Genomic DNA, 21,463 nt, shown 5'->3' with positions numbered 1-21,463 from the left:
CTCATGCTTCACCCTCTTCTGTTGTTTCTTCTTGGGCTTGGTCGTCTTGATCTTCTTCAGACAATAGGCTGCCTTGGCTTGGCTCTTTGGTGTGCACGACCGCTTCACCGTCACGGATCAGACGTAGCTGCGCTTCACGCATATCATCGCCAACACGTACATCGGCACCAAAACGGAATACCGACTCACTGATGCTGAACTTACCGGTTTCACCGATGTTGATGATCATGCCTAGACGACGCAGACGACGAAGTGACGTACGCACTTTTTCAAACAGCTTTTCTTTATCAAGGTCAGAACCAGTCGCACGGTTGGTTACTAGCTTCATCAACTTCGCTTCATCGGCTAGCGCCAACAGCTCTTCATAAAGTTCTTGGTTAGTGAAGATGCCTTCGTGCGCAAGACGCTCTGGGCTCAGGTAAAGGAAACACAGTACCTTACCCACCAGCATATCCAGTTCAGAAAGAACACTACGGCCAATCAGAGACGTTGAACGTGGACGAAGGTAGAAGAAACCTTCTGGCGCTTTCACCAATTCGGTGTTGTAACGCTGGTAGAAAGAAGAAAGCTCTACCTCAAAATCAGAGAGTAGTGCGTGGTTATCCAAGTCTTCACTTGAGATATGACGCCCTGCTCGAAGCATACTGTCGAGTGCTGGGAACAGAGGGTTAGAGAGTGCTTTGACCAGATTCTCTGGCATGTATTCATTAGTATCTGTCGATGACATTTGCTTGTACCTTTGCCCCAAAATCGTTGATGGCTTGCCAATCTGGCTGAATCGCTTGGTAATCCGATTCTGAATAACCAAGACGGACGGCTTGGTCGATAACGATTCGGGCTAAATCGAAATGATGAGTGCGAGGATGCTGTGCGAGGTAATCACGTAACACAACCCCAAGATCAATCGGTGAGCCTTGCTCTTTGTGCGCTTTGAGCATGTCACCAATACGCTCAGACAGCTCATCATTGACTTGTTGAAATTCTTCGTATTCCACTTCCAGTGGCACTTGACCGGTAACCTCGTCATCACGCAGGACTAACGCTTCATCACGCAGGTCAGTTAAACGCTCAGCATCGGCATAGGTGAGGTACCAAGGCGCGTCAAAATAGTCTTTGACCGACTGGCGCAGACGCGAGCTAAACGCACGGTTCTTATCCATATCAATAGCGGTACGGATAAACTTGTGCACGTGACGGTCGTAACCAATCCAAAGGTCGATAGCTTGCTGGCCCCAGCTTGTGATTCGGTCCAGTTTCATCTGCAGACCAAACAAGGCTTCTTCAATGAACTCAAGCTCAGGATCGCCGTAAACAATTTCTTGAATATCTAGGATCTGAGTTTGCAGTTCATCACTGGCCGCTTGCAGCGTATCTTGAAGTTCACGCAACGTGCTGGATGTTTCTGACAGTAGCGCTTCACAGTTGTTGATTGCTTCTCGCCAGTCTTTGTTAAGCAGGTCGGCAATCTGTTGTTTCACAGACTGTTGCTGCTCATCCATCACACGTTGGTTGAGATCGATTTGATCGAAGATTTCGCCTACAGAATATTTTAAGATCCCGTATACGTTTTTCTTCCAGTGGCCCGGTGTGCCACCCTTTTGTGCCGCCTCAATCGCTTTCGCCATTTCATCCGCGACCATAGACAGCTGAATAGAAAGACGCAGTTTTGAAAACTCACGATGACGTACGTAGTAGTCGGTAATACCTACCGCTAACGGAGACAGGCGGTATATGGCGGCTCCGTCAGTAATCTCACTGACAAAACGGCTAATAAGACGCTGCTTAACCATCTCATTGATGGCATTGTTGGCACGAAACGCGGAAGCGTCTCCTGTCTCTTCAAATAATCGAGTGACGATTGTAAACGCATCATGCAGTTCACCTTCACCCAATTCTTCATCAAACCTTTCGTTACTGAGTACCGCGATAGCAATCAAAAATGCCAACCGCTCTGTCGTCAGGTTTAATGAGAAATCGTGCTGCTTTACCCAGCCCACCAATTCATCAATTGGTTGCTCTGCAGCATTGAGAGTTATCTCACTCATTATTGTTCCTGTTTCTGTTTCTTTTTGGCCCATACATGAATGTAACGGCCTAATGAGAGGTATGGCTCTTGTCGACACAATTGTTTTTCTAAAGCCAATACATCTTCATACTGGTAATCCCCTGTGTATTCCATATTCCCTATGTAATCACTAAAACAACGAATTCCAGATTTGCCACAGATTTCAAACCCAGCATCTTCTATCCATTGGTAGACGTCTTCTGGTTTTAAGCCTTTCTGTGGCTGTAATTTAAATCGTTTCCGATGTGGCATGCCCTCAAGAACATGAGGAATATTGCCACATACAACATTTTTGTAGACCAAGCCGTGATGGTTGTAGAACATGATGGATGCCGCACCATCAGATTTCACTTGCTCTAGTACTTTTTCTAGCGCCGTTTTCGGGTCGACTAACCACTCCATCACCGCATGGAACATCACCATATCAACTGGACTATCGAGATGTTGACCAATTTCTTGGACTGGAGAATGAATCAAGCGATACTGCTCAAGCAAGTTATTTTTTTCAATATCCTGTTTCGCCAGTTGCAGCATTTCCGAAGATAGATCACATAACGCGACTTGGTGTCCGAGTTTGGCAAGCTTTTGCGACATTTGCGCTAATCCACCACCTGCATCCAATATCGTTAATGCACGTTTGTCACCGTCAATAGAAGAGAGTAGTTGCTCTAAGTCTTCCCAAACAATGACTTGGCGAATCTCTCCTTTATCGGAGCCGTAAATATTTTTTGCAAATTTGTGGGCAATATCGTCGAAATTACGGTCTTCAGTCACAGCAGCTTAGGGTATCATGTCCAATCGTGCTGCTATTCTGTCACAAGAAAAGCAGGAATAAAGAGGGTTTCTCTTAAAAAATAATCAACTGATGTTTTTTCGGACTATTTAGTATGTTTGAGCTGAAAAAAGTGGTCTCTTCTCTTCTGATGCCGCTACCGGCAATGCTTATCATCGGCCTATTGGGCTTGATGTTGATCATGTTCACTCGAAATCAAAAGACCGGCTGTTTTATCGTTCTTTTCTCTTTTATTGGTATGTTCCTTATTGCGTTTCAGCCAGTCTCCTCGCGGCTATTGATGCCACTTGAGCGTCAATATTCTGCGTTCTTTCCCGTTGACGAGTCGATTGATTACGTGATGGTACTAGGCAGCGGCCATGTGGTGGATGACAAAATCCCACCAACGTCCGAGTTGAGCCGTACAGGTTTGATGCGCCTTGCTGAAGGCATTCGTGTTATGCGTATTTATCCTGGTTCGAAGCTCATATTGTCGGGTTATTCGGGAGGATCAGACATAAGCAATGCTCGCATGATGGCCAAAGTGGCGCTCGCTCTCGGCGTGTCTAAATCTGATATTATTTTGCTTGAGACGGCAAAAGACACATGGGAAGAAGCACGACAAGCTGCCGCCTTTGTGAAACACAAGAAAATGGTCGTGGTGACTTCCGCGAGCCACATGAAACGGGCATTAAACGAGTTTCACTCGGCGGGCTTAAAACCCTACCCTGCACCAACAAACTACTTAGCTCACGATAACGTTACTGAGCCTTGGTCTAAGTACACACCCAAGGCAGTCTACCTAGAGCAAACCGAACGCTACTGGCATGAGACACTAGGAATCTTGTGGCAAAAGCTCAGAGATTGGGCGTCGGAGTATGAGGAACAACACGTCATCGAAGCTCCAGAAAGCCAACTATAAAACAAAAAAACCGAGGCACATGCCTCGGTTTTTTACTCAATTCAAGGGTTAGTCCCCAGCAAACATGTAGCCTTCACCGTGAACCGTCACAAAAATTTGAGGGTTCTTAGGATCAAATTCCATCTTAGCGCGCATGCGACGAATGAGAACATCGATCGTACGATCGTTTGGTGCATCCACGCGATGGCTAATCATGTTCAAAATGCGCTCACGGCTCAATACTTGATTTGGGTAAGACGACAGCGCAACAAGCAGTTCATACTCAGCTTTAGTCAACTTAACTGGTTCACCAGCACGACTTAATGCTCGTCGTTGAACATCAAATGTCCACTCACCAAAGCGTACTATGTTGCCATCTTGTTTGTCTGCATCGACCGTGCCTGATGAATTGCGCGCCGCCGAAATACGCCACAGCAAATTTTTGACACGAACTAACAACTCTCTTAGCTCAAATGGTTTTGTGACATAATCGTCGGCGCCCATTTCTAGACCGACAATCTTATCAATGCTATCCGTGCGTCCTGTAACCAGGATAATCCCAATGTCTGACTGACTGCGAAGTTCGCGTGTTAGCATCAAACCATCCTCTCCAGGAAGATTAATATCCAACATCACTAAATCTATCGCATTGTTTTGTAGTGAATCACGCATTTGCTCGCCACTTTCGGCTTCGCTTACGTGGTAACCTTCATTCTGAAAGTAACCAACTAGCTTGCTGCGAGTTACTGCGTCATCTTCTACAACTAATACGTGATAGCTCATTTACACCACTTATTTACATTGGTCATCGTTCTAACGAGTATTCTATTCATAAACAGTAACATTTCTAGTATTTGTTACTTTAAAACCAAGAAAGATGATTTTTTCTTGATTCAAGACAAACCTAGGTCATCTGTTCATATTTTTCCATTTTTAGACTCAATTCTATACAGCTGACATTATCGCTGTTCATCTTTATTGGGTACACTAAGCGCAGTTATTTTAGGAGCCTGACCTAATGCAAGAAATTAAATCATTCAATGAAAAACGCGCAGAAATCTATTGGTGGCTATCGAGCTTATTGGCGAAAGAGCTCACTCAAGAGGCGTTAGACCAATACCATTCAGCCGAGATTCGTTCGTTTCTCTCTGGGCTTGGCGACAACCCAGATCTAAAACCTTCTGTCGACAACTTAGTTGATGCACTAAATCGACTTATGGACCGTGAAGACGCGCAGCTTGAATTAGCCGCAGATTTTTGTGACTTATTCCTTAAATCAGACAGAGACTCTGCCCTTCCATATGCGTCGATGTATGTAGGCAAAAGCGGACTGCTTAACGATGAGCCGGCGAGAGAAATGGAAGCACTAATGCAAAAGCATGGCGTCCAAGTTGATGAAAACCTAAATGAACCTGCGGATCATATCGCGATTGAACTCGACTTCCTTGGTAATCTGATTATTCGCTCGAATGAACTTGAAAGTGATGTTGAAATGGAAAACGCACTTGAAGAGCAAGACAAGTTCATCAGCCACGCACTACTTAATTGGGTGCCAAAGTTCGCCGCTAAGTGCAAAGCTTTAGATGATTTCGGATTCTACTCTGCCATTGTGATGTTAATGGTTGCGTTTATGGAACTTGACTCTCGCTACCTAAAAGGCGAATAAATACGAGCTTTTGTGACCACGAGCAGGGAACAAAAACCTTTTTATTTGCGCTTAGTTTGTTTGCGGTCTAGAATCGTGACCGCAAACGATAAAAATGAACGAATTAAATACAAACCGCTAATTATAAGCGGTTTTTGTGTTTCTGATACTTTCTGCCAGATTATCCTACACTTAGGAATATTGTTTCGTGGCAGTCATCGACAGGACAAAACCTTATGGCCACCATAAAAGACGTAGCGCGCTTAGCCGGCGTATCAACAACTACTGTATCTCACGTAATTAATAAAACGCGTTTTGTTGCCGAAGCGACCCAAGAAAAGGTCATGGAAGCAGTAACAGAGCTGAACTATGCGCCTAGTGCCGTTGCTCGAAGCTTAAAGTGTAATACAACACGCACGATTGGCATGCTGGTGACTCAATCAACAAACCTCTTCTTTTCAGAAGTTATTGATGGTGTTGAGAGTTACTGTTACCGCCAAGGTTACACGCTGATTTTGTGTAATACCGGCGGCATCTATGAGAAGCAACGCGACTATATCCGCATGCTTGCAGAAAAGCGCGTAGACGGCATCTTGGTCATGTGTTCTGACCTCACAGAAGAACTCAGCGAAATGCTTGACCGTCATAAAGACATTCCTAAAGTGGTCATGGACTGGGGCCCTGAAAGCTCACAAGCTGACAAAATCATCGACAACTCAGAAATCATCGACAACTCAGAAGAAGGCGGCTATCTAGCGACTAAATACCTGATTGAGCGTGGCCACAAAGATATTGCTTGTTTGAGCGGGCACTTCGAAAAAGCAGCATGTCAGGAGCGTATCGCAGGCTTCAAGCGAGCAATGAACGAAGCGAACTTGGCAGTTGATGAAGACTGGATCCTTGAAGGTAACTTTGAATGTGACACTGCAGTCCTAGCCGCAGACAAGATTGTTGCAATGGATAAACGCCCGAGTGCCGTTTTCTGCTTCAACGATACGATGGCACTGGGTCTAATGAGCCGCCTACAACAAAAAGGTATCCGCATTCCAGAAGATATGTCCATTATTGGTTACGACAACATCGAGTTAGCGGAATACTTCTCTCCACCGCTCACGACTGTTCACCAACCGAAACGACGTGTCGGTAAGAACGCGTTCGAAATTTTGTTAGAGCGTATCAAGGACAAAGAACACGACAAGCGAGTGTTTGAGATGCACCCTGAAATTGTCGAGCGCTGTACCGTGCGCAACCTCAACAAATAACATCATCACTCAGCGCCTGACTCTTTGATTAATTATCAGTCAGGCGCATATAACCCGCCAAATTACTGAACTAAGATCACATTTACTCACTACAAGTGTGATACTTACCTCAAATATTATTTATTCTTAACTTGTTCGATCAATGCCACGAACAGGGCAAACCATTTCGAAAGGATGGGACGCAAAGCCTCCGGCCTTAAGTATACTTATACAAGGTAGCGGGGTTGCCGATGGCAAAAATGCAAAACTAGTACATTAAGCTTTCTCGTAAACTGGACGCGTCTCAATACTGAGTATGAGCAGACATGGAATTCGTCGAGATTTTACGAAGTGTTTTCTTGTATGACACCTTACTGACAAAATTTCTGCATTATTTTGCTAATCTCTCGGACCTGAATTGGTGGCGTATACATATACACCGAGAAAATACAGCATGGATAAACCAATACTTAAAGACTCAATGAGACTATTTGAGCAACTTGGTCAAATTAAGTCTCGTTCAATGTTTGGCGGCTTCGGCATATTCGCAGATGAGACGATGTTTGCTTTAGTGGTCAACGATAAGCTTCATGTAAGAGCGGATGCTCAGTTAATCAAACAGTGCAATGCCCTTTCTTTGGAACCCTACGTCTACAAAAAACGTGGTTTTCCCGTTGTGACTAAATATTTTGCTTTGAGCGATGACATTTCCTCAGACAATGAAAAAACACTGGCATTGGCAAGACAAGCGCTGATCGCAGCAAAAGAAGAGAAAAAAGTACAATCGAAAGCGAAACCAAATCGCTTGAAAGACCTACCCAACCTGCGCTTGGCAACGGAAAGAATGCTAAAGAAAGCCGGGATTGACGATGTCGAATCTTTAGAAGAAGCGGGCGCTGTTAAAGCGTACAAGGCGATTCAATCGACACACTCAGCAGAAGTGAGCGTTGAACTGCTGTGGGCACTAGAGGGAGCAATCAGGGGCACACATTGGTCTGTTATACCGCAAAGCCGAAGACAAGAACTACTGAATAAATTGAGCAACTAGCTCAATCAATCGATGAAAAAGCCAGCACTTGCTGGCTTTTTTAGTCTCTAAGGAAATATTTTCTTCTCGCTCTCGTTCTTATTGTCTATATCAATCATTCCCTATACTAACTTAAGTATGTAACTATAGGGTCAGAGTTATCCTTGCGAAGAGTATTAAAGGACGCGATTATGAATAAAAAATTGATCTTGGGGATAGTCTTAGTTGCGCTTATCGCCTTTCTGGCGATGAACTTTGGGCAATACCTGACGCTCGAAAACGCGAAAGCACAGCAGCTTGCACTCTCAGATTACATCAGCGAAAACTTCGTCTTCGCCGCATTGACTTACTTTTTCGCCTACGTCGCCATAACCGCGTTCTCCATTCCTGGAGCAGCCGTTGTTACGCTTTTGGGCGCTGCGCTCTTTGGGTTTTGGACAAGTTTGCTGTTGGTCTCTTTTGCCAGCACCATTGGTGCAACGCTCGCCTTTTTAAGCAGCCGTTTCCTATTGCGAGACTGGGTGCAAGGAAAGTTTGGCGATAAGCTGAGTGCGATTAACCAAGGTGTAGAACGTGATGGGGCGTTTTATCTATTCTCACTAAGGTTGATTCCTGTCTTCCCCTTCTTCCTTATTAATTTACTCATGGGATTAACGCCTATTTCGGTAACTCGATTCTATTTTGTCAGCCAACTAGGTATGTTACCCGGCACAGCCGTTTACTTAAACGCGGGTACTCAGTTAGCGCAAATTGAGAGCCTTTCAGGCATTGTCTCGCCTTCCGTCTTAGCGTCATTTGCTTTACTGGGTCTTTTCCCTGTCATTGCGAAATGGGTCATGAATAAAATTAAGTCATCGCCATCCGCACAGAATGGCTCGGCGTCATGAAAATCTACTCAGCGAGTAATCCTCCAGAAGCTCACATTGTCTGTGAGCTTCTAAAGTCTCAAGACATCAGCTGTGAAGTTCGTGGTGAAGGGATATTCGGGTTGCAGGGAGAAATCCCATTCGGTGAAAACAGCGAGCCTTATGTTTGGCTTTTAGAACCAAATAAGCGCAATCAGGCGAATGAGATCATCGACCAATTTAGGACAACGCAAAATGGTAGCGACTGGCACTGCAGTCAATGTGGAGAAGTCAACGAATCACAATTTGGGGTTTGCTGGCAATGCGGCACCGCAGCAGATTAAGTCGCCTTAATTTGCTGTTGTATAAAGGCAATCGAATGCTGATTGAACTCTTCCGGACGCTCTACATTACACACATGTCCACAATCAGGAATCTCAAGCAATTGACTCTGCTGGTGAACGGCAACCATCTCTTTCACTGGCTTAATAAACATGTAGTCTCGCTCTCCCATTAGATACAGCGTCGGAATTGGCAATTCTCTATCTTTGAAATACTTCATTAATGGGTTTACTTCTGCCGTGAGTATAAACCAGCGCTTAAACTCTTTCTGACACAGTTTTTTGGCTTCGCGGATAAACAGGTGACGTGATTCTTTCTGTGTCCGCTGTGGCATCACAATATAAGCAAATAAGCTGTATAACCACATATAAGGCACGATGTGTTTACATAAGTTACCGAGACGCACCAACACTTGTGAACGCGTGTTCAGGCGTGTTACTGCCCCACCCAGCACCATGGATTTCACACGCTCCGAGGCAAGCTCTGCGATATTTCTTACGATGATCGTTCCTAAAGACATCCCAACGAAGTGTGCTGATCGAATCTTGAGGTGATCCAGAACTTGGAGAATGTCTTGCGTGACCGCCTTAAACGTGTAGCGGTTCGCCATGATCTCCTTTAGTAGCTGATTTGATCGCCCGTGCCCTCTTAGGTCTATGAGCAACAAATTAAAGTGCTGCTTGTACGCTTTGATTTGCTTGAACCAAATAGACGAACTGCCTCCGGCTCCATGCACAAAAACCACCCACTCATTGCTTGTTGGGTGTTCAAATGTTTTGTGAAATAGCATTTCAGAGTTCATAGTGACGTTCAGAGTTTCTTACTGGAATAACTTGGAAGCAGAAGATTAGCACAAACTAATGCAATTTTAATTCAGCTTATGTCATTTCGTGTTACTTATCTTGTCTAAAATTGAAAAAATACAAAAAAAGGCGTCATACGACGCCTCAATATACTTAGCTTGTTCCGTTAGCTATTAAGCGCACTGTGATAAAGCGTCAAATACTCATCCGCCGCTTTGCTCCAGCAGAAATTTTGCTCCATCGCGTATAGTTGCACGCGTTTTACTTCGTTAGGTTGTTGTGCGTAAAGCAACAACGAGCGCTGTAAAACAAGAAGCAACGCAATCGGTTCAGGCTCATCGAATACAAAACCCGTTGCGATCGCAGGGTTCTCATCGTAGTCGTTAACGCTATCTTTCAACCCTCCAACACCTCGGACGATAGGCAAAGTGCCATAAGCCATACTATAGATTTGGTTTAAACCACAAGGCTCAAACTCCGAAGGCATCAAGAAGAAATCCGAACCAGCTTCAACTAAGTGGGCTAACCCATTGTCATAGGCCTCGACAAACTTGAATTTGTCGCTGAACAGCGCTTCCACCTCTTTCAGGCGCGAAGCCAATACCGGGTCACCGGTACCAACAATGACAAGTTGAACATCGTGCTTCAAAAACTGTGACAGGATAGGCAATAGGTAATGCACACCTTTTTGATTGGTAAGGCGACACACCATTCCATACATAGCGACATCTTTTTCAGCCAGTCCTACCGTTTCCTGCAAGCTGCGCTTACACGCTCGCTTCCCCCTAACCATACTTTGGCGGTTAGCTCGATAGTTGGCAGGCAGATATGCATCCGTTTCAGGGTTCCAAGCAGAATAATCACATCCGTTCAAAATCCCCACTAGATCATCCGCACGACGCTGAAACTCGGCGGCCATGCCATGGCTACCCAGTTCGGTTTTCAGTTCGTTTGCGTAGCTCGGACTCACAGCATTAATTTTATCTGCATTTAGCACCCCAGCTTTTAGCATGGTGACGTGCGAAGGGCTCACCGCCGCATCAGGCGCGTAACGAGCATGAAACTCAGGTAGGCATTGCAACTCATCATAGCTAAACACACCTTTGAAGACTGCATTGTGAATCGATAAAACACTTTTAGTTTTAGCGAAAAACGGGCATGAACCATAACGATGTGTGAGCAAAAATGGGACCAGTCCAGTGTGCCAATCATTGGCGTGGACAATATGCGGTTGAAAATCAAGCTTTTGCAGCATATCTAGAGACGCAGCGCTGAAAAAGGCAAATCGCTCACCATTATCGGCGTAAGCTTGGTTATTTTCAGCGTACATTTCAGGACGGTCAAAATATTGAGGACAATCGATCGCATAAACAACGACACCAGAAATCGACAGTTCACGAACTTTATACGAGGTATGCGGCCAGTGCTCTAGCTGTGTTTCCAGAATGACTTGCGCTTGCTCTATCCCTTTTACATTTCGATAAGCGGGCAACGCTAAACGAACGTCTTGATTGAGTTCTCGGAGCGCTTCAGGAAGCGCCTTGGCCACGTCCGCCAAGCCGCCACTTTTGATCAATCCTTCGACTTCCGATGCTACGAATAGAATAGATAAATTCTTAGTAGCCAACACGAGCTCCTTTTGGAATAACTACGATGCCTTCATCGGACACATGGAAGTGCTTTTTATCTTCCGTAAGGTTCACACCAATTTGAGTGCCCGGTGCGATATCAGCATCTTTATCGACAATTACACGACGCAATACACAGCCTTCGCCGACTTTCACGTCGCCCAGAAGGATACTTTCACTGATATCACACGCCGATGCAATATTACTGCGGAAGCCAAGCACACACTTCTCGATTCTTGAACCACGCACATAGCTGCCGTTACATACTAGACTATCGATGATTTGCACACGCCCGTTATCTGAGTCAGTAAACGTTGCGGGTGGTAATGGTGGGTAGTAAGTGTGTAGCGGCCACTTGCGGTTATAGAGCGAGAAAGGTGCATCTTTTTCCAACAAGTCCATATGTGCTTCCCAGTACGCGCCAATCGTACCTACATCACGCCAATATACTTCTTCCTTTTCACCTGTGATTCGGTTGGTGCTAAAGTCGTAAACGTAAACGTCTCCGCATGGGAACATTTTTGGAATGATGTCTTTGCCGAAATCATGGGACGAATCTGGGTTATCCGCATCTTCAATTAACTCAGAGAACAATCGATCCGCTTCAAAAACGTAGTTACCCATTGAAACCAATGCGTGCTCTGGATCCCCTGGGATTGACTTAGGATTTTCTGGTTTCTCTTGGAAGCCGACCATACGCCCTTCTGCATCGACTTCAATTACGCCAAACTGCGAAGCTTCAGACAATGGCATACGAAGCGCAGAAACGGTCAAGGCCGCTTGCTTTTCTTTGTGGAAATCGAGCATCTGCTTGATGTCCATTTTGTAAATATGGTCAGAGCCAAAAATACAGACTTGATCCGGTTCTGCCAACTCCATAAAACGTAAGTTTTGATAGATCGCATCGGCTGTCCCTTCATACCAACGCTTACCAGTGCGCATCTGCGCAGGAATAGGGTCGATAAAGCGATCGGTAATTCCATTAATGTTCCAGCCTTTCTTCAGGTGATGGAACAAAGATTGTGATTTAAACTGAGTCAGTACGTAAATACGCATCAAATCTGCATTAACAAAGTTATTCAATGCAAAATCGATCAATCGGTAACTGCCGCCAAATGGCACCGAAGGTTTACTACGAGACTCGGTCAACGGACGCAAACGCGAGCCTTCTCCACCAGCAAGGATCATACCTAAAACACCAGCCATTCTATTCTCTCCATATAATATTTTTTCGGATAAGCATATTTTTTTATTGGGGGGCTTATCTCATTTCCTAAGAGCGCACGACACGAAAAGCATGCCACTCTACAACCTAACGTCGTTAGCAATCCCTACACAAAAAATGTGCAAGAGGTTTATTATAAGTTATCGTATTTCAAAAAGATTACAATTTAAAATATGCTGTACTAACAGCCGCACACGCATTACTTTCCATCACTCTGGGTTAGCTCACACAATGCCCTCCAGCTGGTACAACTCCGTAACAGATTAACTACAAATTAGTGATACTTGCATGAATAACTGAGGCATTACTCGACTTTTAGAACAATTGAGATTGTAAATATATGATTAAAAAAGGATTACAGATGCACGTTATGCAATTTGATCCGCAGGTGCTCGGCAATGATGGATGTAGACCTTTTCGCCCGATTTTCCCTTAGCAAGATAGAGCGCTCTGTCTGCCATGGTCAAAGCCTCTCTTTCTGAGGAACCAGGATGAATAACGGTCCCTCCTATGGCCAAGCTGTCGGTTAGGCGTTGAAGGTGCTCGCTGTCCATTTGTTCTGATAAGATGCAAGATTTAATTCGTCCTGCAAGCTGATTCAAACTGCACGGGTACTTTGTTCGTACCAAGACTATAAACTCATCGTCCTCCCAACGAGCCGCTTGGTCATAGACTCGGATCGCGTGACAAATCCCTCGCCCCGCGGCTGACAACGTTGACTCAAAACTCGCAGACACCGTTTCAATCGTTTCGTCATCCGTTAACCCCAGATCTATCCAAATAAGGCCAAAGGCGGTTTGCTCTCTTTTAGAACGTGCAATTTCCATTGCCAACTCCTTCTCCAACCCCTTCTTATTCCACAACTGAGTAACAACATCGACCGTGGTTAATTCATCCAGCGCAGCCGTGCGCGAAACCACCATTTTATGGAGTGAGTGGCGACTTTTCGTCAGTTCTTCTTCTATAACAGACAAATGGTTTGCCAAGTCGCTACTGCGTTCACTAACAAAATAATCACTCTCCTTCGCGAGTTTGTGAATCCGCTGGGCAGAGATTTCAAGGGGCTTAACCCAAACATTCAGCCAGTAATAGTAAGAGAACCCTCCAAACAGCAGCGTGATCACGACAAAGATGTAACCCAGATTGCTGTACGTCCACGGTGGCAACATACTTTCTACATCAACAAACGTGATCTCATACCATCCCAACTCTTCGATGTAGTTGATGGAGACAACCGCTCTTCCCTGATTTTGCTCGATCATCAGGGACTCCGCCTCTTGACCGTATTTTTGCTTGCGCATGAATTGAGTCAGCACCTCAAAATCTTGGCGATTGGGGATCATCGATGCCAAGTCGGGCTTCTCAAACTTCGCATTTCTCAGTGGATAATCGAACTGGCCAGATTCTAAAATCAGTTGAACCCTGTGCTTCTCATCTACAAAAAACGTTCTTAATGAAGAGGTATCAAGATGCGCCAACTGACTCGTAAAGAGATCAATATCCATCCCAGTCCCTACGATGCCGAGAAACTGACCTTTGTCGAGAATAGCTTGGTTGATCCAAACCTTAGTTCGATCGATATGGATGTCTTTCGCGATATTAACTGAAAGGCGTTGGCCTTGCGCTTTTTGGTCAAAATACCAAGTGTCAGTTACAGAGGTTGGCTCTAAATAGTAGCGAAGATATGATGGCTGGCGAATGCTGGGGACATCGTTGTAGTGATATGACAAGTCACCGTCAAGCGCGATAAAGAAATTCTTGGATTTGAATTGCCAACGATATCGTTCCAAAACAGCTTCTGCGGTACTACGATAGACTTCATCGCTCGCATTTCGGCCCCATGACACGATGTGCGGGTCTGTGGCAATCTTTTGGGCAAGTGCGACTTCTTCTAATATTGGTGCTAGCGTTTGCTCAATGTCATGCTGCGCAGCCACTTGGCTGTACTTCCAAATCAAATCTTGTACGACGCTATCTACAGCTTTCTTTGATACAGTATACGCGGTTACAGCAAACACACCACTGACCAGTATTAAGAACAGCAACAAGGTTTCTCTTAATTTCATATTATTATCCCAACTAACACTTAACCAATAGAAGCTACTAACTAAGTTGTCAAAAGAGATAATCATGAAATAAGCAATAAACACCTTGAATGCTCAAAAAGCATACATTCATTGCAACTATCTACTACTTTAGTGATATGACGCGTATTAAAAAAGCAGCCAATTGGCTGCTTTCGTTGTTTTGATCGAAAAGTCGTTACTTTTTCTTAGCTGGCTTTTTACGCTTATCCGTAATTTCCCATTTACCGTCAATGTAGAGTGCCGTGTAGCCTGATGGCTTACCATCTACTTCAGAGCGAACATAATTCTCTTTCGTTTTACGGCTAAAGCGCACAACCATCGGCAAGCCATCTGGGTCTTTCTCTGGCGCTTCAGTTAAGTAGTGGAACTTAGGTGAAATACGCTCTTTAAATCGAATCAGCTCTTCTACCAATGGTGCTCGAGTCTCGCGCGATTTAGGGAAAGTGCTAGCGGCTAAGAACAAGCCCGATGCGCCATCACGCAACACAAAGTAAGCATCAGAGTTTTCACACTCTAACTCAGGCAGATGCACTGGATCTTCTTTCGGTGGAGCCACTTCGCCATTCTTTAGGATTTTACGCGTGTTTTTACACTCTTCACTCGTACAATCCATGTATTTACCAAAACGACCGTTTTTCAGCACCATGTCGCTGCCACATTTGTCACACTCGACAACGGGGCCATCGTAACCTTTTACTTTGTACTCACCATGCTCGACGACATAGCCTTCACAATTTGGGTTATTACCACATACATGAAGTTTACGCTTGTCATCAATCAGGTAAGCGTCCATTGCCGTTTCACAAATTGGACAACGTTTTTTCGCACGAAGGGCAGCGGTTTCGACGTCTTCTTCAAGAACGTTGATAATGCCGTCTTCATCACCAAGGTTAATCGTTGTTTTACAACGCTCTTTCGGTGGGAGTGCGTATCCAGAACAGCCTAGGAACACACCGGTCGATGCCGTACGAATGCCCATTTGGCGAGAACACGTCGGGCATTCAATATCGGTATAAACGATATGATTTGGCTTCATACCGCCTTCTGCTTCATCCAGTTCCGCTTTCGCTAAGTCGCCAGTAAAATCCGCGAAGAAGTCATCGAGTACATTCTTCCAGTCCGCATCACCTTCAGCAATCTGGTCGAGCTTTTCTTCCATGCGTGAAGTGAACTCATAGTTCATTAGGTCATCAAAACTGCCGTCTAAGCGGTCAGTCACAATCTCACCCATCTTCTCTGCATAGAAACGGCGTTGTTCAACTTTTACGTATCCACGATCTTGGATCGTTGAAATAATAGAAGCGTAAGTAGAAGGTCGACCGATACCACGTTTCTCAAGCTCTTTAACAAGTGCTGCTTCAGTAAAGCGCGCTGGTGGCTTGGTAAAGTGCTGCTTAGGATCAAGTGCGACCAGATCAATTTTGTCGCCAACTTGAACCGCTGGAAGGATTTGGTCTTCGTTTTTGCCCATAGGACGTTGAACACGAGTCCAACCATCGAACTTCAGAATACGTCCTTTGGCTTTAAGGGTGTACTCTGCCGCTTTCACACTCACCGTTGTTGAGTCGTATTTCGCAGGCGTCATTTGACATGCAACGAACTGGTTCCAAATTAATGAGTACAGTTTGTGCGCGTCAGCTTCCATACCATTTAGGTCTTCGGCTTTGACAGAAACATCAGAAGGTCGAATTGCCTCGTGCGCTTCTTGTGCTCCCTCTTTGCTTCCATAAACATTCGGCTTAGCGGGTAAGTACGCATCACCAAACTCGCTGCCAATGAAACCACGCACAGCATCCACGGCTTCTGAACTCAAGTTAGTTGAGTCGGTACGCATATACGTGATGTAGCCCGCCTCATAGAGTCGTTGAGCTAACATCATGGTTTTCTTAACCCCGTAGCCTAAACGCGTGCTGGCGGCTTGTTGAAGCGTCGATGTGATGTAAGGTGCTGATGGCTTACTAGACGTTGGGCGATCTTCACGTTTACAGACTTCGTATGCCGCTTTCTCAAGCACTGACATTGCCGACTTGGTTTCTGCTTCGTTAACTGGCTTAAACGTAACGCCGTCTTTTTGCGCCACTTGCAAGCGGAAATCTGTTTTGTCAGCCGTTTTAGTATCAGCATGAATGTCCCAAAACTCCTCAGGAACGAAGGCTTTGATTTCGCGTTCACGTTCTACCAATAACTTCACCGCTACCGATTGAACACGACCTGCAGACAAACCGCGCGCTACTTTTTTCCAAAGCAAAGGAGAGACCATAAAGCCAACAACACGGTCCATAAAACGGCGCGCTTGCTGAGCATTGACACCCGGCATGCTTAACTCGCCCGGTTTTTCAAAAGCTTGTTGAATTGCGTTTTTGGTGATCTCATTGAACACCACGCGCTTGTATCGCTCTTCATCGCCACCGATGATCTCACGAAGGTGCCAAGCGATGGCTTCTCCTTCGCGGTCCAAATCGGTTGCGAGATAAACGCTGTCAGCGTCTTTGGCTAGTTTTTGCAACTCGGCGACCACTTTTTCTTTGCCCGGAAGCACTTGATAGTTTGCTTCCCAGCCGTGGTAAGGGTCGATACCCATTTTTTTGATGAGCGCTTTGCGATCTTTTTCTTTTTTGATTCGCGCTTTTTCTTCAGCACTTAAGCCTTTGGTTGATACCGCAGCTGCTTTTTGACCCGTGCTTTGGCCAGCGGTCGGCAGATCACGTACGTGACCCACACTCGACTTTACAATAAAGTCTTTACCTAAATACTTATTGATGGTTTTCGCTTTGGCTGGCGACTCCACAATAACCAGTGACTTACCCATAATTGACTCAAGTGTCCTATAATGACGGCCAAACGACATTAGCGCATGGCATACTTAATGCTTCAGTTCTTTTTTTACTATTGAGCGAGATTACAAGAAGATCAATATCTTTTTCAAAAATAAACTTTAACTGCTCGACAATTCGACGAAAGTCGATGGACTAGAAAGGGCCACATACTAAACGTCTGTTAATCCTAGATGCTAGTTTCTCAATAGTTTTTATGCCTCTTGTCACAAAACCAATCGTACGAGGGATTCCAAGCAGCTCGGTAAACCCTTGATCTAGACCATTTGCAATCCAACAGATTAATCTTAGAATCACCGCATTATTTCTTAGTGTTAACCATGATCACAAACGAGTACGACTATGAGCGATAAGAAAGTTATCTCGCAGTTTGAACTGCTGATGATTGCGAATCACATCATCCAAGAACACGACGACTACATTGAAGGGATGCGCGCGGACAGCGTAGAAGAAAAAGACGGTGTGTTGGTTTTTAAAGGCAATTACTTTCTTGATGACAATGGGCTCCCAACCCCAAATACCACAGCCGTATTTAACATGTTTAAATACTTAGCTCATCACCTATCAAAAGAATTCACCTTAGAAGGTTGAAGATAAATAGAATAAGGGTTGGTATTCAGTACCAACCCTTGTTTCTGTTATGTCCGGTCGAATCTAACGATTAAACTTAAGAGCTCAACCCCGCCAACTTATCAAAGTAGTCAGGGAAGGTTTTTGACGTACATTTAGGGTCGTTGATTGTCACTGGCGTATCACTTAATGCAACCAATGAAAAACACATCGCCATACGGTGGTCATCATAAGTATCGATCGCTGCGTGAGTGAGCTTCGCTGGCGGATTGACGATGATGTAGTCTTCACCCTCTTCCACTTCTGCCCCAACTTTTCGTAGTTCGGTTGCCATTGCAGACAGACGATCGGTCTCTTTTACACGCCAGTTATACACGTTACGAATTGCCGTGGTCCCTTTTGCAAATAGAGCCGTCGTAGCGATCGTCATTGCCGCGTCGGGAATGTGGTTGAAATCCATATCAACGGCTTTCAATTCGCCAACTCGCGAAATAACATAGTCGTCGCCCCATTCGATCTGTGCACCCATTTTCTCTAGCGCATCCGCAAATTGAATATCGCCTTGAATGCTGTTTTTGCCGATACCAGTGACTTTAATTTCCCCACCTTTAATCGCGGCGGCAGCAAGGAAGTAGGATGCAGATGACGCATCGCCTTCAACCAAAAAATCCCCTGGCGCTACATACGATTGTCCTTTGCGGATAACAAACTCTTGGTAATTGTTGTTTTCAACGTGAACACCAAACTGTGCCATGATGTGCAGAGTAATATCGATGTACGGCTTCGAGACTAAATCGCCCACAATTTTAATCGTTACATCATCTTGCGCGAGTGGCGCAGACATCAAAAATGCTGTCAGAAACTGGCTTGAAATCGAACCGTCGATTTCGACCGTTCCACCTTTTAGTCCCGTACCGTGAATTTTAAGTGGCGGGAAATTCTCGCTCTCTAGGTACTCAACTTCTGCACCCGCTTGACGCAGGGCATCAACCAAATGGCCAATCGGGCGCTCCTTCATGCGAGGCTCACCAGTTAATACGTATTCACCTTGGCCAAGACATAGCGCTGCAGCCAAAGGGCGCATCGCAGTTCCGGCATTACCAAGGAAAAGCTCTAACGCTTGTGCAGACTGAAAGGGCTGACCCAAGCCTTCGACTTCACATACTGTCTTATCTTCGGAGAGTTGATAGTGAACACCAAGCTGAGTCAGTGCGTTCAACATATGACGAATGTCATCACTATCAAGTAGATTGGTGAGTCGAGTCTTACCTTTAGCAAGAGCGGCCAGTAGCAGGGCGCGGTTTGATACACTTTTTGAACCAGGCAGGTTCACTTGTCCAGAGACTTTATTGATTGGTTGTAACGTAAGGCTTTCCATTAAAATTGATATTCCTTGCTCGCCCAGCGTTACTTACTGGGCGATGAAAAATTCTTCGTACTTGCAGACTATCTAAAATCCCTACGTAAAACCAGACCAAAACGGGGATTAACACTGAATAATTATGTCATCCGAGCTCATGATAGAAAACGAGATGCTCAATAGGTTTTATCGACTCTGACGCCTTCATCAAAATAGAGAATTCGGACGTCATCCCCTCGTTCGAATAACATCTGATTATCAACGTCTTGAATCACATCGATGAGTTGGCCTTTCTCTGTTTTGATCACAATTTCAACCAATCTATATTCTATTCGATACTCTTGGTTGGCATGGTTTCGAGCAACACCCGCACCAGCTATTGCGCCCACCGCAGTGGCCACTTCCTTCCCACGTCCATCGCCAAATTGATTGCCGATAACCCCGCCAACAACGGCACCCAACAAGGTTTCCCAACCAGAACCTTGAGCTTTTACAATATCTTGCTGACTGATGTAACGGACTGTTTCAACTTTGCCAAACACGACATCATTAACCGGACGAGCCGTATTTCGCTGATATGCTGCATTGGCAATTAGCGGAAAAACCAATATGATCCACAATAATTTTTTCATTTTCATACCCTATTTCATGACGCTCTATCTTACCGAACTTGATCCAGATGAGATTTGGTTCCCTTCGCCACAAGATGCCTTGGACGACCCCAATGGTTTACTTGCTATCGGAGGCGACCTCCGCCCTGAGCGGCTTCTCTTTGCTTATCAAAACGGCATTTTCCCTTGGTATGGCCCCAATGAGCCCATCCTATGGTGGAGTCCCTCGCCAAGAGCGGTGTTTAACCCTAAGACATTCAAACCCGCCAAAAGTCTCAAAAAGTTTCAACGTAAACACGGTTACTCCGTCAGTATAAATAGAGCAACAGAGTTAGTCATTGACCAATGTGCAGCGCTAAGGAGCCCAGAAGAAACTTGGCTGAATCCCGATATGCGGTCTGCCTATAAACGCCTTGCCAGTTTAGGTTATTGTCACTCTGTGGAAGTTTGGTCAAACGATGAGTTAGTAGGCGGTCTCTACGGTTTATCCATTGGCCAGATCTTTTGTGGTGAGTCGATGTTTAGCGTAAAAACCAACGCGTCCAAAATAGCACTTTGGTTTTTCTGCCAACACTTCAAAGAGCATGGTGGTCAATTGATCGATTGCCAGGTGATGAATCCACACCTTCAATCGTTAGGCGCGTTTGAACTTGAAAGAGAAGAATTTGCTCAAAGCCTGCTATCATTTAATCAACACCCCGTAATGAAAGATTGTTTTAAACAACAGTGGCTAAAGTCACCAACTGAGGGAATAAATGAGCTCTGATCTACAACAGATCCGAATTGGACTCACAGACAGCCATCAATGCAGTTATTTAACCGACAGACAAGAGCGCGTCGCCGTTGCGCTCGATCCATCAATGCATTGTGGCTCGAGTTACGAAGTTCTGCTTGCCAACGGATTTCGTCGCAGTGGTGATACCATTTATAAACCTCACTGCGACAACTGCAGTGCTTGTCATGCGTTGCGAGTTTCTGTCCCTGACTTTCAGATGTCAAAGAGTCAAAAGCGACTGTTAAACAAAGCCAAATCCTTTGAATGGACACTCAAAGAAAGCATGGATGAGGATTGGTTTGAGCTTTACGCCCGTTACATTGAGGCGCGCCATCAAGCGGGCTCCATGTACCCTCCCAGGAAAAATGAATTTTCCTCATTTTCTGCTTGTGCGTGGTTGAATACTCAATACTTGCACGTCTACGATGATGGAAAGCTGATCGCTGTTGCCGTGACCGACATTTTGTCCAATAGTGCCAGTGCTTTCTATACCTTCTTTGACCCCGACTATGACCTCTCTCTCGGTACATTAGGCGTGTTGTTCCAGCTTCAATATTGTCAGCAGCAAGGCAAACAGTGGCTCTATTTAGGCTATCAAATTGATGAATGCCCAGCGATGAATTACAAAGTCCGCTTTCAACGCCATCAAAGGCTAGTAAATCAGCGTTGGCAAGGGTAGAATACGCCCCAACTTTACATAATTCATTTTTAGCGGCATTATGCGCTGGTAAA

At 45.1% G+C, this 21,463-nt stretch carries 20 protein-coding genes and 1 riboswitch; of the genes, 9 read left to right on the top strand and 11 right to left on the bottom strand.

The features are described 5' to 3' along the window. Nucleotide 1: 1 nt before the first annotated feature. Genes mukE through cmoM form a run of 3 tightly spaced genes read right to left on the bottom strand, consistent with a single transcriptional unit; the run spans nucleotide 2 to nucleotide 2,839 of the window. Nucleotides 2-727: a chromosome partition protein MukE gene (gene mukE, locus U9J37_RS02245; protein ID WP_038138875.1), complete on the bottom strand. Its 726-nt coding sequence runs from the start codon at nucleotides 725-727 to the stop codon at nucleotides 2-4. Beyond that, on the bottom strand, nucleotides 708-2,045 hold the full coding sequence (mukF, locus tag U9J37_RS02240; protein WP_005470581.1) for a chromosome partition protein MukF: 1,338 nt from the start codon (nucleotides 2,043-2,045) through the stop codon (nucleotides 708-710). Before mukF ends, mukE begins: the two co-directional genes overlap by 20 nt. After that, nucleotides 2,045-2,839, bottom strand: coding sequence for a tRNA uridine 5-oxyacetic acid(34) methyltransferase CmoM (gene cmoM / locus U9J37_RS02235; protein WP_005470554.1), 795 nt, complete (start codon nucleotides 2,837-2,839; stop codon nucleotides 2,045-2,047). The genes mukF and cmoM overlap by 1 nt, the downstream gene beginning before the upstream one ends. Nucleotides 2,840-2,952: 113 nt before the next feature. On the opposite strand from cmoM, the gene elyC reads away from it, so the two are divergent. Continuing rightward, on the top strand, nucleotides 2,953-3,759 hold the full coding sequence (gene elyC, locus U9J37_RS02230; RefSeq protein ID WP_005470336.1) for an envelope biogenesis factor ElyC: 807 nt from the start codon (nucleotides 2,953-2,955) through the stop codon (nucleotides 3,757-3,759). Between the two features lie 48 nt (nucleotides 3,760-3,807). On the opposite strand, the gene torR is transcribed toward elyC, so the two are convergent. Further along, entirely contained in the window at nucleotides 3,808-4,521 is a 714-nt protein-coding gene (gene torR / locus U9J37_RS02225) for a two-component system response regulator TorR (RefSeq protein WP_005470487.1), read from the bottom strand. Nucleotides 4,522-4,756: 235 nt separating this feature from the next. On the opposite strand from torR, the gene torD reads away from it, so the two are divergent. The 5 genes from torD (at nucleotide 4,757) to U9J37_RS02200 (ending at nucleotide 8,840) form a co-directional block, all read left to right on the top strand. Then, nucleotides 4,757-5,404 carry a molecular chaperone TorD gene (gene torD / locus U9J37_RS02220; protein WP_005470314.1) on the top strand — a complete coding sequence of 216 codons (648 nt, stop codon included), beginning with the start codon at nucleotides 4,757-4,759 and terminating at the stop codon, nucleotides 5,402-5,404. Between the two features lie 215 nt (nucleotides 5,405-5,619). Beyond that, nucleotides 5,620-6,645, top strand: coding sequence for an HTH-type transcriptional repressor PurR (purR, locus tag U9J37_RS02215; protein WP_322413875.1), 1,026 nt, complete (start codon nucleotides 5,620-5,622; stop codon nucleotides 6,643-6,645). Between the two features lie 145 nt (nucleotides 6,646-6,790). Further along, a riboswitch (cyclic di-GMP riboswitch) is annotated at nucleotides 6,791-6,877 on the top strand. A 201-nt stretch (nucleotides 6,878-7,078) separates the two neighbouring features. Then, nucleotides 7,079-7,672 (top strand): TfoX/Sxy family DNA transformation protein, encoded by a 594-nt coding sequence (locus U9J37_RS02210; RefSeq protein WP_005470434.1) that lies wholly within the window; start codon nucleotides 7,079-7,081, stop codon nucleotides 7,670-7,672. Between the two features lie 170 nt (nucleotides 7,673-7,842). Continuing rightward, a complete protein-coding gene (locus tag U9J37_RS02205) occupies nucleotides 7,843-8,538 on the top strand; it encodes a TVP38/TMEM64 family protein (RefSeq protein ID WP_005470361.1) in 696 nt (231 codons plus the stop codon). Next, nucleotides 8,535-8,840 (top strand): putative signal transducing protein, encoded by a 306-nt coding sequence (locus tag U9J37_RS02200; protein ID WP_005470374.1) that lies wholly within the window; start codon nucleotides 8,535-8,537, stop codon nucleotides 8,838-8,840. Before U9J37_RS02205 ends, U9J37_RS02200 begins: the two co-directional genes overlap by 4 nt. Here the strand turns inward: U9J37_RS02200 and U9J37_RS02195 are convergent. The 5 genes from U9J37_RS02195 to topA form a co-directional block, all read right to left on the bottom strand. Continuing rightward, a complete protein-coding gene (locus U9J37_RS02195; RefSeq protein WP_005470478.1) occupies nucleotides 8,837-9,640 on the bottom strand; it encodes an alpha/beta fold hydrolase in 804 nt (267 codons plus the stop codon). The genes U9J37_RS02200 and U9J37_RS02195 overlap by 4 nt on opposite strands. Nucleotides 9,641-9,807: 167 nt before the next feature. Beyond that, on the bottom strand, nucleotides 9,808-11,268 hold the full coding sequence (gene glgA / locus U9J37_RS02190) for a glycogen synthase GlgA (RefSeq protein WP_322413874.1): 1,461 nt from the start codon (nucleotides 11,266-11,268) through the stop codon (nucleotides 9,808-9,810). Then, nucleotides 11,258-12,475, bottom strand: coding sequence for a glucose-1-phosphate adenylyltransferase (gene glgC / locus U9J37_RS02185; protein ID WP_038138894.1), 1,218 nt, complete (start codon nucleotides 12,473-12,475; stop codon nucleotides 11,258-11,260). Before glgC ends, glgA begins: the two co-directional genes overlap by 11 nt. Before the next feature lie 387 nt (nucleotides 12,476-12,862). Further along, nucleotides 12,863-14,560: a diguanylate cyclase gene (locus U9J37_RS02180; protein ID WP_043886678.1), complete on the bottom strand. Its 1,698-nt coding sequence runs from the start codon at nucleotides 14,558-14,560 to the stop codon at nucleotides 12,863-12,865. A gap of 196 nt (nucleotides 14,561-14,756) precedes the next feature. After that, nucleotides 14,757-17,390, bottom strand: a complete 2,634-nt coding sequence (topA, locus tag U9J37_RS02175; protein WP_005470465.1) for a type I DNA topoisomerase — start codon at nucleotides 17,388-17,390, stop codon at nucleotides 14,757-14,759. A 367-nt stretch (nucleotides 17,391-17,757) separates the two neighbouring features. Between topA and U9J37_RS02170 the strand changes: the two genes are divergently transcribed. Continuing rightward, complete coding sequence (locus tag U9J37_RS02170; RefSeq protein WP_038138902.1) at nucleotides 17,758-18,006, top strand: YciN family protein; 249 nt, start codon at nucleotides 17,758-17,760, stop codon at nucleotides 18,004-18,006. 76 nt (nucleotides 18,007-18,082) lie between these two features. Here the strand turns inward: U9J37_RS02170 and aroA are convergent, their stop codons facing one another. Together aroA and U9J37_RS02160 are read right to left on the bottom strand one after the other, a co-directional pair. Next, a complete protein-coding gene (gene aroA / locus U9J37_RS02165; RefSeq protein WP_322413872.1) occupies nucleotides 18,083-19,363 on the bottom strand; it encodes a 3-phosphoshikimate 1-carboxyvinyltransferase in 1,281 nt (426 codons plus the stop codon). A gap of 158 nt (nucleotides 19,364-19,521) precedes the next feature. After that, a complete protein-coding gene (locus tag U9J37_RS02160) occupies nucleotides 19,522-19,977 on the bottom strand; it encodes an outer membrane lipoprotein (protein WP_322413871.1) in 456 nt (151 codons plus the stop codon). A gap of 16 nt (nucleotides 19,978-19,993) precedes the next feature. On the opposite strand from U9J37_RS02160, the gene aat reads away from it, so the two are divergent. Next, nucleotides 19,994-20,722 (top strand): leucyl/phenylalanyl-tRNA--protein transferase, encoded by a 729-nt coding sequence (gene aat, locus U9J37_RS02155; protein WP_322414045.1) that lies wholly within the window; start codon nucleotides 19,994-19,996, stop codon nucleotides 20,720-20,722. Then, nucleotides 20,712-21,410: an arginyltransferase gene (locus U9J37_RS02150; protein ID WP_038192906.1), complete on the top strand. Its 699-nt coding sequence runs from the start codon at nucleotides 20,712-20,714 to the stop codon at nucleotides 21,408-21,410. Before aat ends, U9J37_RS02150 begins: the two co-directional genes overlap by 11 nt. Nucleotides 21,411-21,463 lie beyond the last annotated feature (53 nt).

This window comes from Vibrio sp. 16 (genome assembly GCF_963681195.1).
In the GTDB taxonomy this organism is placed as follows: Bacteria; Pseudomonadota; Gammaproteobacteria; order Enterobacterales; family Vibrionaceae; genus Vibrio; species Vibrio sinaloensis_D.
Note: the sequence above shows the minus strand (reverse complement) of the source record. Positions and strands in the feature narration are given on the sequence as shown.